Consider the following 12,757-nt stretch of genomic DNA (forward strand, 5'->3'; position numbering starts at 1 on the left):
ATAGGCGGCCGCGGTCATGGGACCGCGGTGAGTATCAGTGACGGTGTCGCGCCTCGACGGCGTCGCGCAGGGTATCGATCAGCGCCTGGATGCGGGCGTGCTGCATCTTCATCGAGGCCTTGTTGACGACAAGCCGCGAGCTGATGGTGGCGATCAGTTCCTGGGGTTCCAGGCCGTTCGCGCGCAGGGTGTTGCCGGTATCGACCACGTCGATGATCTTGTCGGCCAGGCCGACCAGCGGTGCCAGCTCCATGGAGCCGTACAACTTGATCACGTCGACCTGACGGCCCTGTTCGGCGTAGTAGCGCTTGGCGACGTTGACGAACTTGGTGGCCACGCGCAGGCGGCCCTTGGGCTCCGGCGCGCCGACCGCACCGGCGGTCATCAGCTTGCAGTTGGCGATCTTCAGGTCCAGCGGCTCGTACAGGCCCTGGCCACCATACTCCATGAGCACGTCCTTGCCGGCCACGCCGAGGTCGGCGGCGCCGTGCTCGACATAAGTCGGCACGTCGGTGGCACGGACGATCAGCAGGCGCACGTCATCGAGCGTGGTGGGGATGATCAGCTTGCGGCTCTTGTCCGGATTCTCGGTCGGCACGATGCCTGCCGCTGCGAGCAGCGGCAGGGTGTCGTCGAGGATGCGGCCCTTGGACAGGGCGATGGTCAGCATGTCAGCTCAGCCTTAGCCCGGCACACGGCGGATTTTCGCGCCGAGCAGTTGCAGTTTCTCTTCGATGCACTCGTAACCACGGTCGATGTGGTAGATGCGGTCGATGAGGGTGTCGCCTTCGGCCACCAGGCCGGCGATCACCAGGCTGGCGGATGCACGCAGGTCAGTCGCCATGACCGGAGCGCCACGCAGATGCGGAACGCCGGTGACGATGGCAGTGTTGCCCTCGACGAGGATCTGCGAGCCCATGCGGTTCATTTCATAGACGTGCATGAAGCGGTTCTCGAACACGGTCTCGATAACCGCGCCGGTGCCTTCGGCGACCGCGTTCAGGGAGATGAACTGAGCCTGCATGTCGGTGGGGAATGCCGGGTACGGCGCGGTGCGGATGTTCACCGCCTTCGGCCGGTTGCCCTTCATGTCCAGCTCGATCCAGTCGTTGCCGGTGTTGATGTGGGCACCAGCCTCTTCGAGCTTCAGCAGCACTGCTTCAAGGATGGTCGGATCGGTGTCCTTGAGCTTGACGCGACCACCGGTGGCGGCAGCGGCGACCAGGTAGGTACCGGTCTCGATGCGGTCGGGCATGACGCTGTACTTGGCGCCGCCCAGGCGCTTCACGCCATCGATGGTGATGGTGTCGGTGCCGGCGCCCTGGATCTGCGCGCCCATGGCGATCAGGCAGTTGGCCAGGTCGACCACTTCCGGTTCGCGAGCGGCGTTTTCCAGCACGGTACGGCCGTTGGCCAGGGCGGCGGCCATCATGATGTTCTCGGTACCGGTCACGGAGACGGTATCGAAGAAGAAGTGCGCGCCACGCAGGCCGCCGGCCGGAGCCTTGGCCTTGATGTAGCCGCCTTCGACGGTGATCTGCGCGCCCATGGCCTCGAGACCGCGGATGTGCAGGTCGACCGGACGCGAACCGATGGCGCAGCCGCCGGGCAGGGCGACTTCCGCCTCACCGAAGCGCGCGACCATCGGGCCGAGCACCAGGATCGAGGCGCGCATGGTTTTCACCAGCTCGTAGGGGGCGACCAGGGTCTTGATGCTGTTGGCGTCGACTTCGACGTTGAGCTTCTCGTTGATCACCGGCTGCACACCCATGCGACCGAACAGCTCGATCATGGTGGTGATGTCGTGCAGGTGCGGCAGGTTGCACACGGTGACCGGAGTGTCGGCCAGCAGGGTGGCGGCAAGAATCGGCAGAGCGGAGTTCTTGGCACCGGAGATGCGAATCTCGCCATCGAGGCGGGAGCCGCCGGTAATGATCAGTTTGTCCATAGCAGGTATTTCCCCGGCGACTCAGGAGCGCTCGGCCCAGGCGGCGCGGCTGAAGAATTTCATGGTTACGGCGTGGATGGCGCCACTGGCGATCCAGTCGTTCAAGTGGGCATAGATCTGCTGCTGACGCTTGACCGGGCCAAGGCCGGCCAGCTCATCGCTGATCAGGTTCAACTGGAAGTTGCAGCCTTCGCCTTCCACTTCGACTTGGGTTCCCGGGAGTTTTTCTTCCAGGAGGTTCTTGACTTCAATCGCCTGCATGCTCGACCTCGATCGGCGCTCAACGCGCGCGGGTCGGCAATGATACAAAAAAGCCCCCCGCCTGCGAACCCCGCCAATGGCGCTCGCGGACGGAGGGCTTTCGCCCACCCGGGCGGTCAGTCCTTGAGCGGCAGGATTTCCTGCAGATCGCTGACCTTGGCGATGTCACGCATGTCCTTGGGCAGGCCACGGATTTCCAGCGGCTTCTTCGCCTGGTCAGCGTCGCGCAGGAAGGACAGCAGCAAGGACAGGCCGACGCTGCTGGACTTCTCCACTGCCGAGCAGTCGAGCACCAGGCGCGGAGCCTGGGTCGCCGCGATCAGACTGCGACCCTCGGCGCGCAGTTGCGGACCGCTGCGGTAGTCGAGGACGCCGCTCAGATGCAGCACGCCGGCCTCGACTTCACTGATGCCGGCCTGGCTGGTCATTGATCACCACCGTCTTGCGACTGGCCCTTGGCGGTGTTCTTGGCATTGGCCACTACCTGGTCCCAACCGGCGATGGTCTTCTCCAGGTCGTTGCCGTTCTTCTGCATGGAATCTGCGAACTGGTCACGGAACAGCTTGCCGATGTTGATGCCGTTGATGATCACGTTACGCAGGCGCCAGGTGCCGTTCTGGCTGATCATCGTGTACTGCACCGGATAGACGGTGCCCTTGCTGTCGCGGATTTCCATGTTCACCGGAGCACGCTCCGGATCCTGCTTGCCGGTGGCCGGCAGCACGCGGATGTCCTGGTTGTCGTATTCCAGCAGGGCGTTGCCGTAGAACTGCATGAGGCTGTTCTTGAACACGGTCTCGAAGCGCTTGACCTGTTCCGGCGTGGCCTGGCGGGAATACTTGACGGTCATCACGCCCTTGGCGATGCCCTCGGAGTCCACCACCGGACCGAGGATACGATCCAGCGCGGCGTAGAGCTGCTTGGGATCGGCACGGTAGGCCGGCTTGTTGGCCTTGAGGTCGGACAGCAGGCTGTCGACGGTCTGCTGCACCACTTGCTGCGCACTCGGCGCGGCATTGGCGAACAGGGGCAGCGTGGCGAGCAGAACCAGCAGGCCACGACGCAGGAGAGTCAGCATGGCATTCATCCTCATCGATTACTTCTTGGTGTCGTCTTTATTGACCGAGTTCAGCAGGAACTTGCCGATCAGATCCTCCAGCACCAGCGCGGACTGGGTGTCGTGGATCACACCGCCGTCCTTGAGCATCTGATCGTCGCCGCCGACGCTGATACCGATGTATTTCTCGCCGAGCAGACCAGCAGTCAGGATAGACGCGGTGGAATCATCGGGAAGGTTGTTGACGTCCCGGTTGATCTCCATGGTCACGCGGCCGCGGTAGCTGTCGTGATCCAGGTCCACTGCCACCACCTTGCCGATGGTCACGCCAGCCATGGTCACCTTGCCGCGCACGGTGACGCCGGCCACGTTGTCGAAGTAGGCATACAGCCGGTAGGTATCGTTGGAATGCCCGACGGTCAGTCCGCTGACACGCAGGGCCAGCAGCAGCAGGGCCAGCAGGCCGCCGAGAAGGAACAGGCCTACACCGATTTCCAGGGTGCGGGTTTGCATCAGAAGTCTCCAAACATCAAAGCGGTCAGAATGAAGTCCAGCCCCAGTACGGCAAGGGAGCCATAGACCACGGTACGAGTCGTTGCGCGGCTGATACCTTCGGAAGTCGGGTCGCAATCGTAGCCCTGGAACACCGCGATCCAGGTCACCACGAAGGCGAACACCAGGCTCTTGATGACGCCATTGAGCACATCCTCGCCGAAATGCACGCTGTTCTGCATGTTCGCCCAGAACGAACCTTCATAAACGCCCAGCCAGTCCACCGCCACCGCGGCGCCACCCCAGATGCCAACGACACTGAAGATCGCAGCGAGCAGCGGCATGGAGATGAAACCCGCCCACAGGCGCGGCGCGATCACGTAGCGCAGCGGGTCGACACCGATCATCTCGAGGCTGGAGAGCTGCTCGGTCGACTTCATGTTGCCGATCTCCGCAGCCAGCGCCGAGCCGGCGCGTCCGGCGAACAGCAGGCCGGTTACCACCGGGCCCAGTTCGCGCAGCAGCGTCAGGGCAACCATCTGCCCTACTGCCTGCTCCGAGCCGTAGTCCTTGAGGATGTTGTAGCCCTGCAGGGCTAGCACCATGCCAATGAAGATGCCGGACACCACGATGATCGCCAGCGACAGCACGCCCACCGCATAGAGCTGCTTGACCAGCAGCGTGCCCATGCCTCCGGGAACCCGCCGACCGATCAGCGCGTGGCCCAGGAACAGCGTGGAGCGCCCAAGTGCTTCAAGCACATCGAGGCCGGACCGCCCGAGCAGGCGAATCCGCTCGAGCAGTGAAGTCTTGCGCATCAGCGTTCTCCCAGCAGATCGGCGCGATAGTCGCGCGCGGGGTAATGGAACGGCACCGGGCCGTCCGGAATCCCCTTCATGAATTGGCGCACGCGCGGGTCATCGAGATCGCGCAGGTCGGCAGGCGTACCGTGGCCGAGCACCTTGCCGTCGCCGACGATATAGATGTAGTCGGCGATACTCGCTGTCTCTGCCAGATCGTGGGAGACCACGATGCTGGTGATGCCCAGGGCATCATTGAGCAGGCGAATCAGGCGCACCAGAACGCCCATGGCGATAGGGTCCTGGCCCACGAACGGCTCGTCGTACATGAGGATCTGCGGGTCCAGGGCGATTGCCCGGGCCAGCGCAACGCGGCGTTTCATGCCGCCGGACAGCTCGTCCGGCATCAGGTCGATTGCACCACGCAGGCCCACCGCCTGCAGCTTCATCAGGACGATGTCGCGGATCATCTCGTCCGGCAGCTCGGTATGCACCCGCAGCGGGAAGGCGACGTTCTCGAAGACGTCCAGATCGGTGAAGAGCGCGCCGCTCTGGAACAGCACGCCGAACTGTTTGCGCATGTCGAAGAGGTCGGCGCGAGCCAGCGTGGGCAGGTTCTGCCCGTTGACCAGCACGTCACCCTTGGCGGGACGCAGTTGCGCGGCGATCAGGCGCAGCAGGGTGGTCTTGCCACAGCCCGACGGCCCCATGATGCCGGTGACCTTGCCGCGCGGAATACGGATATCCACGTTGTCGAAGATGGCGCGATTGCCGCGCTTGAAGGTCACTCCCTTCAATTCGACAGCGTAATTTTCATCGGTGCTCATAGAACTCCTTGCGTGACAGCCCTGTCCCTGCAATGCCCCGTCAAGCCGCTGAGGCACGGTGACGCATGACAGGCCGAACGGCGGCGAACTATAGCACTCCGTCGGTCCCGTCCCAAGCGCTGAAGACCGCGTGTTCAGCAGGAGTTCAGCAATCTGTGCGCAAGATCGAACGCAGCAGGATGATGCCCATCGCGCTTTACCGTTATAATCTCGCCCTTCCCCTCGCCCCATTCCAATGGAACATGAGCCAGAATCACGATTTCATCCAGTCGGCACAGCGCACCATCAGCCTCGAGCGCGACTCGGTCGATGCCCTCCTGCCTCGAATCGGAGCGGATTTCACCCTGGCCTGTGAGCTCCTGCTGAACTGCAAGGGCCGTGTGGTGGTGGTCGGCATGGGCAAGTCGGGCCACATCGGCCGCAAGATCGCCGCGACCCTGGCCAGTACAGGCACCCCTTCATTCTTCGTACACCCGGCCGAAGCCAGCCATGGCGACATGGGCATGATCACCAAGGACGACCTGGTCCTGGCGCTGTCCAACTCCGGCTCGACCGCCGAGATCGTCACCCTGCTGCCGCTGATCAAGCGCCTGGGCATCACCCTGGTGAGCATGACCGGCAACCCGGAATCGCCGCTGGCCAAGGCCGCCGCGGTCAACCTGGACGCCAGCGTCGAGCACGAAGCCTGCTCGCTGAACCTCGCGCCGACCTCCTCCACCACCGTTTCCCTGGTACTCGGCGACGCCCTGGCTATCGCCCTGCTGGAAGCCCGCGGTTTCACCGCCGAGGACTTCGCATTCTCCCACCCGGGCGGCGCCCTGGGCCGGCGACTGCTGCTTAAAGTGGAAAACGTCATGCACGTGGGCGAGGAACTGCCGCAGGTTTCCCCTGGCACCTCGCTCAGCGGCGCTCTGCTCGAGATGACCCGCAAGGGCCTTGGCATGACCATCATCCTCGGCGACGACGGCCGACTCGCTGGCGTATTCACCGACGGCGACCTGCGCCGCACCCTCGACAAGGGGCTGGACGTACGCCAGGTGACCATCGACCAGGTCATGACCGTTCACGGCAAGACCGTGCGCCCGGACATGCTGGCCGCCGAAGCCCTGAAAATCATGGACGACCACAAGATCAACGTTCTCGTCGTAGTCGACGGAAATGATCGCCCGGTGGGCGTACTGCACGTACACGACCTGACCCGCGCCGGAGTCATCTGAATGACCGCAGATCTGCTGCAACGCGCCAGCGGCGTGCGCCTGGCGGTGTTCGACGTCGACGGCGTGCTCACCGACGGCAAGCTCTACTTCCTCCCCGACGGCGGCGAGTTCAAGACCTTCAACACCCTTGACGGCCACGGCATCAAGATGCTGATCGCCTCCGGTGTGCGCACCGCGATCATCAGTGGCCGCAAGAGCGCCGTTGTCGAGCGCCGCGCGCAGAACCTGGGCATCCAGCACCTGTTCCAGGGCCGCGAGGACAAGCTGGTAGTGCTCGACCAACTGCTAGCCGAACTCGGGCTAGGCTATGAACAGGTCGCCTACCTGGGCGACGACCTGCCAGACCTGCCGGTGATCCGCCGGGTCGGCCTGGGCATGGCCGTAGCCAACGCCGACGCCTTCGTTCGCCAGCACGCCCACGGCGTGACCCAGGCGCGCGGCGGCGAAGGTGCAGCCCGGGAATTCTGCGAACTGATCCTGCGCGCCCAGGGCAACCTGGAAGCGGCGCAAAGCGCTTATCTGTAGAGCCGAACATGCCGAAGACTTTTCGCCAGAAGCTGCTCCTTGCCCTGATCGCGGTCCTGCTGATCGCCATGGGCTATTACTGGAACGTGCGCCTGGACCTGTTCACCGAACGCAAGATCCCGCCCAGCAATGACGCGATCGATTTCTACGCAGCGAACGCCCACAGTGTTCAGTACCGCATCGACGGCACGCTCGCCTACGAGATGACCGCCGACCGCCTGGAACACATGAAGGCTACCGACGTCACCAACGTCACCACGCCCGACCTGTACTTCTTCCGCGAAGGCCAACCGCAGCCCTGGCACGTGCAGAGCGTGCGCGCCGAGGTCGGTCCGGAAGGCAAGCAGGTCGAGTTGATCGACGATGTCCGCGTCAAGCGCACTGACGCCGAGAACCGCACGCTGCTGCTAACCACTACGCGTATGACGGTGTTCCCGGACCAGAATTATGCGCAAACCGAACAGCCCGTTAAGATCACCGAGCCCAACGGCGTGACGACGGCGATAGGAATGAAAGCGTATCTGAAAGACAGCCGGATGCTCCTGCTGTCCAACGTAAGAGGTCAGCATGAGGTTCGTTAATACCCTCCCCCTACTCCTCAGCCTCGCCGCCAGCCTCGGCAGCGCCGCCGCCTGGGCACTCCCGACGGACCGCGAGCAACCGATCCGCGTCCAGGCCGACAGCGCCGAGCTGGACGACAAGCAAGGCGTCGCGGTCTACAAGGGCGACGTGGTGGTCACCCAGGGCAGCATGAAGCTGACTGGCAACACAGTGACCCTCAAGCAGAACAAGAACGGCGATATCGAGGTAGTCACCTCGGTCGGCAAGCCTGCGTATTTCGAGCAGAAGCCGGCGCCGGACAAGGAACTCACCAAGGCCTACGGCCTGACCATCCAGTACTTCGTAGCGCAGAACCGGGTGATCCTGATCGACCAGGCCAAGGTGATCCAGGAGGGCAACACCTTCGAAGGCGAGAAGGTCGTCTATGACACCGAACGGCAGATCGTCAATGCCGGCCGCGCCACCGGAACCCCGGTGACCACGCCGCGCCCGCGCATCGACATGGTCATCCAGCCCAAGAAGAAGCAGGACCAGGCCCAGTAATGGCTACCCTAACCGCGCAACACCTTGCCAAGAGCTACAAGGGTCGCCAGGTCGTCCGCGACGTCAGCATGAGCATCGACAGCGGGCAGATCGTCGGCCTGCTCGGCCCCAACGGCGCCGGCAAGACCACCTGCTTCTACATGATCGTCGGCCTGGTGCGCGCCGATCAGGGCCTGGTCCGCATCGACGACCAGGACGTCACCAACCTGCCGATGCATGGCCGCGCCCGCGCCGGCATCGGCTATTTGCCGCAGGAAGCCTCGATCTTCCGCAAGCTGTCGGTGGCGGACAACATCAGCGCCATCCTCGAGACCCGCAAGGACCTCGATCGAGCCGGTCGCAAGGAGGCCCTCGACGGACTCCTCGAGGAATTCCACATCCACCACATCCGCGACAACCTTGGCATGAGCCTGTCCGGTGGTGAACGCCGCCGCGTGGAAATCGCCCGCGCCCTGGCCAGTTCGCCCAAGTTCATCCTGCTCGATGAACCCTTCGCCGGCGTGGACCCGATCTCGGTGGGCGACATCAAGCAGATCATCCATCACCTCAAGACCAAGGGCATCGGCATCCTGATCACCGATCACAACGTCCGCGAGACCCTGGATATCTGCGAGACCGCCTACATCGTCAACGACGGCCAACTGATTGCCGAAGGCGACTCGGAAACCATCCTGGCCAACGAACTGGTCAAGGAAGTCTACCTGGGCCACGAGTTCCGCCTCTAAGCCCTACGCCGCCGGGCCACAAAGGCCCGGCAGGCACCTCCTCCCACCTCTCTGCCAAGCCCTCCACCCACGTCTGGAGAAATGTTTCAAGGCTAGGCAAGTAACAAAATTTCAGGCATATAACTTGCTTCCTAGCGGCGCCGCGACGATTCTGAACGAATCGACCAAGGCAGCGTCCGTAGTCGTGGATAGGCGCACTCCGCGCCGGCGAACAAGGTGCCAAGTTCCAGCCATGAAACCATCGCTAGTCCTCAAGATGGGCCAGCAGCTGACGATGACGCCGCAGCTGCAACAAGCCATCCGACTGCTCCAGCTCTCCACCCTGGACCTGCAACAGGAAATCCAGGAGGCCCTGGAGTCCAACCCGATGCTCGAGCGCCAGGAGGACGGTGACGACTACGACGGCAGCGACCCGATGGGCGAAGGCGCCGAAGCTGCCTCCAGCACCACCACCCAGGCCGACAGTTACCAGGAAAGCACCACGCCCAGTGTGGACAGCCTGGACGACGACCAGTGGGCCGAACGCATCCCGAGCGAGCTACCGGTAGATACGGCTTGGGAAGACATCTACCAGACCAGCGCCAGCAGCCTGCCCAGCAGCGATGACGACGAGTGGGACTTCACCGCCCGCACCTCCTCCGGCGAAAGCCTGCAGAGCCACCTGCTCTGGCAGCTCAACCTGGCGCCGATGTCCGATACCGATCGCCTGATCGCGCTGAGCATCATCGACGGCATCAACAACGACGGTTACCTGGAAGAATCCCTCGACGACATTCTCTCCTCCATCGACCCCGAACTCGACGTCGAGATGGACGAGGTGGAAGTAGTCCTGCGCCGCATCCAGCAGATGGAGCCGGCGGGTGTCGGCGCGCGCAACCTGCGCGAATGCCTGCTGCTGCAACTGCGCCAGATGCCTGAGAACACCTACCTGCTCACCGAGGCGCAGCGCCTGGTGAGCGATCACCTCGACCTGCTCGGCAGCCGCGACTACAGCCAGCTGATGCGCCGCATGAAGCTCAAGGAAGACGAGCTGCGCGAAACCATCGAGCTGATCCAGTCACTGCATCCACGCCCCGGCTCGCAGATCGAGTCGGGCGAAGCCGAGTACGTGGTGCCCGACGTCATCGTACGCAAGCACAACGAGCGCTGGCTGGTAGAGCTCAACCAGGAAGCGGTACCGCGCCTGCGCGTGAACTCGCAATATGCAGGCCTCGTACGCCGCGCCGACTCGAGCGCCGACAACACCTTCATGCGCAACCAGCTGCAAGAGGCGCGCTGGTTCATCAAGAGCCTGCAGAGCCGCAACGAAACGCTGATGAAGGTCGCGACCCAGATCGTCGAGCACCAGCGCGGCTTCCTCGAGTACGGCGAAGAGGCCATGAAACCGCTGGTGCTGCACGACATCGCCGAAGCGGTGGGCATGCACGAGTCGACCATCTCGCGCGTCACCACGCAGAAATTCATGCACACGCCGCGTGGCATCTTCGAGCTGAAGTACTTCTTCTCCAGCCACGTCAGCACCTCCGAAGGGGGCGAGTGCTCGTCCACCGCGATCCGCGCGATCATCAAGAAACTGGTCGCGGCAGAAAGTCCGAAAAAGCCGTTGAGCGACAGCAAGATCGCTGGTTTACTGGAGGCACAGGGCATTCAAGTGGCACGACGGACCGTCGCCAAGTACCGCGAATCTCTCGGTATAGCTCCATCCAGCGAGCGCAAGCGACTGGTCTGATTGACCCAAGCCAAAGTGTTCCGGCGGCAGGTTGCATTAACCTGCCACTTATACACGGGCAATAAGGAGAAAGCGGTATGCAAGTCAACATCAGTGGCCATCAACTGGATGTGACCGACGCCCTGCGCGACTATGTGGTCGAAAAACTCGGCCGACTGGAGCGCCACTTCGACAAGATCACCAATGTTCAGGTCATCATGGAGGTCGAAAAGCTGAAACAGCGAATCGAAGCCACGCTGCATATCTCCGGGGGTGAGGTGGTGGCCTGCGCCGAACATGAAGACATGTACGCAGCCATCGACCTTCTGACCGACAAACTCGATCGCCAACTGATCAAACACAAGGAAAAGTACCTCGAACGCCAACAGGGCGTTGGAGTCCGCTAACCCCCCTCTATGATCCGACTTGAGCAAATCCTGACCCCCGGCCGCTCCCTCGTGAGCGTGCCGGGAGGCAGCAAGAAACGCGTCCTCGAACAGATCGCCAACCTGGTCGTTCACGACCTGCCGGGGCTCGACGCACAAGCCATCTTCGAAAGCCTGGTAGCCCGGGAACGCCTGGGCTCCACCGGCTTCGGCAATGGCATCGCCATTCCGCATTGCCGGCTGACCGGCTGCAAGGCGCCAATCAGCGCCATCCTTCACCTGGACACCCCTGTCGATTTCGACGCCCTCGACGGCGCCCCTGTCGACCTGGTCTTCGTACTGCTGGTACCGGAGGCCGCCACCGAAGAGCACCTGGAGCTGCTGCGGCAGATCGCCTCCATGCTCGACCGATCCGAAGTGCGCGATCGCCTGCGTCACGCCACCGATGGCGAGGCGCTGTACCGAATCGTCGTGGACGTACAGAACGGCCACTGACCATGCGCCTGATCATCGTCAGCGGCCGCTCCGGCTCGGGCAAAAGTACAGCCCTCAACGTCCTCGAAGACAACGGCTTCTATTGCATCGACAACCTGCCGGCCAGCCTGCTGCCCGATCTGGCACAGCGCGCCCTGCTGCACACCGAACTGATGCACCCGCAAGTTGCCGTGTCGATCGACGCGCGCAACCTGCCGAGCCAGCTCAAGCGCTTCCCCGAATTGCTGCAGGAAGCCCGCGACAAGCACATCCAGTGCGACGTGCTGTACCTCGACGCCGATGACGAAACGCTGCTCAAGCGCTTTTCGGAAACCCGCCGGCGCCACCCGCTGACCACCGATACCCGCTCGCTGGCCGAAGCCATCGCCGACGAGACGAACCTGCTCGGCCCGATCGCCGATCTCGCCGATCTCAAGCTGAACACGACAAACCTCAACCTCTACCAGTTGCGCGACGTCATCAAACTGCGCCTGCTGAACAAGCCGGAGCTCGGCACCGCTTTCCTCGTCGAATCCTTCGGCTTCAAGCGCGGCATGCCGGTGGACGCCGATCTGGTGTTCGACGTGCGCTGCCTGCCCAACCCGTACTGGAAGCCCGAATTGCGCGAGCTTTCCGGCCTCGACAAGGAAGTGCAGGAGTATCTCGCCGAGCAGCCCGACGTGGAGGAGATGTTCCAGGACACCCTGGCGTACCTGAACAAATGGCTGCCGCGCTTCGCTGCGAGCAACCGCGCCTACGTCACCATTGCCATCGGCTGCACGGGCGGCCATCATCGCTCGGTGTTTCTGGCCGAGCGGATCGGCAAGGCGCTGAGAGATACCCTGAAGAACGTGCAGATTCGCCACCGCGACCTGAGCTAGCAAGCGACCCGAAAAAAGGACAGCCCCCTCGCGATGCCCGCCCTCGAAATCACCATCATCAACAAGCTCGGTCTGCATGCCCGCGCTGCCGCCAAGTTCGTCGGCGTGGCCGGTCGTTTCCCCTGCCAGATTCGTGTGGGCCGCAGCCCGGAAAACACGGTGGACGGCAAGAGCATCATGGCGGTCATGATGCTCGCCGCCGGCAAGGGGACCAATCTGCACCTGCTCGCCGAAGGCGAACAGGAGAACGAAGCGCTGCAGGCACTGACCGAGCTGATCAACAACTATTTCGACGAAGGCGAGTAAGTTCGCCTCGACATGAAAAGCCCGCCATCTGGCGGGCTTTTTCTTT

General features: G+C 63.1%; 18 protein-coding genes. 10 read left to right on the forward strand and 8 right to left on the reverse strand.

Going from position 1 to position 12,757, the window contains the following annotated elements:
• Nucleotides 1-34 precede the first annotated feature (34 nt).
• The 8 genes from hisG to PKB_RS22465 all read right to left on the reverse strand — a co-directional run bounded on the left by hisG (nucleotide 35) and on the right by PKB_RS22465 (nucleotide 5,385).
• On the reverse strand, nucleotides 35-670 hold the full coding sequence (gene hisG, locus PKB_RS22430; RefSeq protein WP_043254643.1) for an ATP phosphoribosyltransferase: 636 nt from the start codon (nucleotides 668-670) through the stop codon (nucleotides 35-37).
• Nucleotides 671-682: 12 nt separating this feature from the next.
• Entirely contained in the window at nucleotides 683-1,948 is a 1,266-nt protein-coding gene (gene murA / locus PKB_RS22435; RefSeq protein ID WP_043254644.1) for a UDP-N-acetylglucosamine 1-carboxyvinyltransferase, read from the reverse strand.
• Between the two features lie 21 nt (nucleotides 1,949-1,969).
• A complete protein-coding gene (locus tag PKB_RS22440) occupies nucleotides 1,970-2,209 on the reverse strand; it encodes a BolA family protein (RefSeq protein WP_043254646.1) in 240 nt (79 codons plus the stop codon).
• Nucleotides 2,210-2,325: 116 nt separating this feature from the next.
• Nucleotides 2,326-2,637: an STAS domain-containing protein gene (locus PKB_RS22445; protein ID WP_043254648.1), complete on the reverse strand. Its 312-nt coding sequence runs from the start codon at nucleotides 2,635-2,637 to the stop codon at nucleotides 2,326-2,328.
• The gene (locus PKB_RS22450) at nucleotides 2,634-3,287 is read right to left on the reverse strand and encodes an MlaC/ttg2D family ABC transporter substrate-binding protein (RefSeq protein ID WP_043257665.1); all 654 of its coding nucleotides are present in this window, start codon (nucleotides 3,285-3,287) and stop codon (nucleotides 2,634-2,636) included. Before PKB_RS22450 ends, PKB_RS22445 begins: the two co-directional genes overlap by 4 nt.
• Before the next feature lie 18 nt (nucleotides 3,288-3,305).
• Entirely contained in the window at nucleotides 3,306-3,779 is a 474-nt protein-coding gene (gene mlaD / locus PKB_RS22455) for an outer membrane lipid asymmetry maintenance protein MlaD (protein ID WP_043254650.1), read from the reverse strand.
• Nucleotides 3,779-4,576, reverse strand: a complete 798-nt coding sequence (gene mlaE / locus PKB_RS22460; protein WP_043254653.1) for a lipid asymmetry maintenance ABC transporter permease subunit MlaE — start codon at nucleotides 4,574-4,576, stop codon at nucleotides 3,779-3,781. The genes mlaD and mlaE overlap by 1 nt, the downstream gene beginning before the upstream one ends.
• Complete coding sequence (locus PKB_RS22465) at nucleotides 4,576-5,385, reverse strand: ATP-binding cassette domain-containing protein (RefSeq protein WP_043254654.1); 810 nt, start codon at nucleotides 5,383-5,385, stop codon at nucleotides 4,576-4,578. The genes mlaE and PKB_RS22465 overlap by 1 nt, the downstream gene beginning before the upstream one ends.
• Nucleotides 5,386-5,627: 242 nt before the next feature.
• On the opposite strand from PKB_RS22465, the gene PKB_RS22470 reads away from it, so the two are divergent.
• The 10 genes from PKB_RS22470 (at nucleotide 5,628) to PKB_RS22515 (ending at nucleotide 12,711) form a co-directional block, all read left to right on the forward strand.
• Nucleotides 5,628-6,602 carry a KpsF/GutQ family sugar-phosphate isomerase gene (locus PKB_RS22470; protein ID WP_043254656.1) on the forward strand — a complete coding sequence of 325 codons (975 nt, stop codon included), beginning with the start codon at nucleotides 5,628-5,630 and terminating at the stop codon, nucleotides 6,600-6,602.
• Entirely contained in the window at nucleotides 6,603-7,127 is a 525-nt protein-coding gene (locus PKB_RS22475) for a KdsC family phosphatase (RefSeq protein ID WP_043254658.1), read from the forward strand.
• An 8-nt stretch (nucleotides 7,128-7,135) separates the two neighbouring features.
• The gene (gene lptC, locus PKB_RS22480) at nucleotides 7,136-7,708 is read left to right on the forward strand and encodes an LPS export ABC transporter periplasmic protein LptC (protein ID WP_043254660.1); all 573 of its coding nucleotides are present in this window, start codon (nucleotides 7,136-7,138) and stop codon (nucleotides 7,706-7,708) included.
• Nucleotides 7,695-8,231: a lipopolysaccharide transport periplasmic protein LptA gene (lptA, locus tag PKB_RS22485; RefSeq protein WP_043254662.1), complete on the forward strand. Its 537-nt coding sequence runs from the start codon at nucleotides 7,695-7,697 to the stop codon at nucleotides 8,229-8,231. The genes lptC and lptA overlap by 14 nt, the downstream gene beginning before the upstream one ends.
• Nucleotides 8,231-8,956, forward strand: a complete 726-nt coding sequence (lptB, locus tag PKB_RS22490; protein WP_043254664.1) for an LPS export ABC transporter ATP-binding protein — start codon at nucleotides 8,231-8,233, stop codon at nucleotides 8,954-8,956. Before lptA ends, lptB begins: the two co-directional genes overlap by 1 nt.
• 232 nt (nucleotides 8,957-9,188) lie before the next feature.
• Nucleotides 9,189-10,685 (forward strand): RNA polymerase factor sigma-54, encoded by a 1,497-nt coding sequence (locus PKB_RS22495; RefSeq protein ID WP_084166702.1) that lies wholly within the window; start codon nucleotides 9,189-9,191, stop codon nucleotides 10,683-10,685.
• Between the two features lie 77 nt (nucleotides 10,686-10,762).
• On the forward strand, nucleotides 10,763-11,071 hold the full coding sequence (hpf, locus tag PKB_RS22500) for a ribosome hibernation-promoting factor, HPF/YfiA family (protein WP_009617801.1): 309 nt from the start codon (nucleotides 10,763-10,765) through the stop codon (nucleotides 11,069-11,071).
• Between the two features lie 9 nt (nucleotides 11,072-11,080).
• Nucleotides 11,081-11,545 (forward strand): PTS IIA-like nitrogen regulatory protein PtsN, encoded by a 465-nt coding sequence (gene ptsN / locus PKB_RS22505; RefSeq protein ID WP_043254670.1) that lies wholly within the window; start codon nucleotides 11,081-11,083, stop codon nucleotides 11,543-11,545.
• 2 nt (nucleotides 11,546-11,547) lie between these two features.
• Complete coding sequence (rapZ, locus tag PKB_RS22510) at nucleotides 11,548-12,405, forward strand: RNase adapter RapZ (protein WP_043254673.1); 858 nt, start codon at nucleotides 11,548-11,550, stop codon at nucleotides 12,403-12,405.
• Between the two features lie 33 nt (nucleotides 12,406-12,438).
• Complete coding sequence (locus PKB_RS22515) at nucleotides 12,439-12,711, forward strand: HPr family phosphocarrier protein (RefSeq protein WP_043254675.1); 273 nt, start codon at nucleotides 12,439-12,441, stop codon at nucleotides 12,709-12,711.
• Nucleotides 12,712-12,757: the final 46 nt, after the last annotated feature.

It is taken from the genome of Pseudomonas knackmussii B13, assembly GCF_000689415.1.
Taxonomy (GTDB): Bacteria; Pseudomonadota; Gammaproteobacteria; order Pseudomonadales; family Pseudomonadaceae; genus Pseudomonas; species Pseudomonas knackmussii.

What these genes read in the sequence shown, in the direction of transcription:
- hisG (WP_043254643.1), bottom strand. Translation starts at nt 670, where the DNA reads ATGCTGACCATCGCCCTGTCCAAGGGCCGCATCCTCGACGACACCCTG.
- murA (WP_043254644.1), bottom strand. Translation starts at nt 1,948, where the DNA reads ATGGACAAACTGATCATTACCGGCGGCTCCCGCCTCGATGGCGAGATT.
- PKB_RS22440 (WP_043254646.1), bottom strand. Translation starts at nt 2,209, where the DNA reads ATGCAGGCGATTGAAGTCAAGAACCTCCTGGAAGAAAAACTCCCGGGA.
- PKB_RS22445 (WP_043254648.1), bottom strand. Translation starts at nt 2,637, where the DNA reads ATGACCAGCCAGGCCGGCATCAGTGAAGTCGAGGCCGGCGTGCTGCAT.
- PKB_RS22450 (WP_043257665.1), bottom strand. Translation starts at nt 3,287, where the DNA reads ATGCTGACTCTCCTGCGTCGTGGCCTGCTGGTTCTGCTCGCCACGCTG.
- mlaD (WP_043254650.1), bottom strand. Translation starts at nt 3,779, where the DNA reads ATGCAAACCCGCACCCTGGAAATCGGTGTAGGCCTGTTCCTTCTCGGC.
- mlaE (WP_043254653.1), bottom strand. Translation starts at nt 4,576, where the DNA reads ATGCGCAAGACTTCACTGCTCGAGCGGATTCGCCTGCTCGGGCGGTCC.
- PKB_RS22465 (WP_043254654.1), bottom strand. Translation starts at nt 5,385, where the DNA reads ATGAGCACCGATGAAAATTACGCTGTCGAATTGAAGGGAGTGACCTTC.
- PKB_RS22470 (WP_043254656.1), top strand. Translation starts at nt 5,628, where the DNA reads ATGAGCCAGAATCACGATTTCATCCAGTCGGCACAGCGCACCATCAGC.
- PKB_RS22475 (WP_043254658.1), top strand. Translation starts at nt 6,603, where the DNA reads ATGACCGCAGATCTGCTGCAACGCGCCAGCGGCGTGCGCCTGGCGGTG.
- lptC (WP_043254660.1), top strand. Translation starts at nt 7,136, where the DNA reads ATGCCGAAGACTTTTCGCCAGAAGCTGCTCCTTGCCCTGATCGCGGTC.
- lptA (WP_043254662.1), top strand. Translation starts at nt 7,695, where the DNA reads ATGAGGTTCGTTAATACCCTCCCCCTACTCCTCAGCCTCGCCGCCAGC.
- lptB (WP_043254664.1), top strand. Translation starts at nt 8,231, where the DNA reads ATGGCTACCCTAACCGCGCAACACCTTGCCAAGAGCTACAAGGGTCGC.
- PKB_RS22495 (WP_084166702.1), top strand. Translation starts at nt 9,189, where the DNA reads ATGAAACCATCGCTAGTCCTCAAGATGGGCCAGCAGCTGACGATGACG.
- hpf (WP_009617801.1), top strand. Translation starts at nt 10,763, where the DNA reads ATGCAAGTCAACATCAGTGGCCATCAACTGGATGTGACCGACGCCCTG.
- ptsN (WP_043254670.1), top strand. Translation starts at nt 11,081, where the DNA reads ATGATCCGACTTGAGCAAATCCTGACCCCCGGCCGCTCCCTCGTGAGC.
- rapZ (WP_043254673.1), top strand. Translation starts at nt 11,548, where the DNA reads ATGCGCCTGATCATCGTCAGCGGCCGCTCCGGCTCGGGCAAAAGTACA.
- PKB_RS22515 (WP_043254675.1), top strand. Translation starts at nt 12,439, where the DNA reads ATGCCCGCCCTCGAAATCACCATCATCAACAAGCTCGGTCTGCATGCC.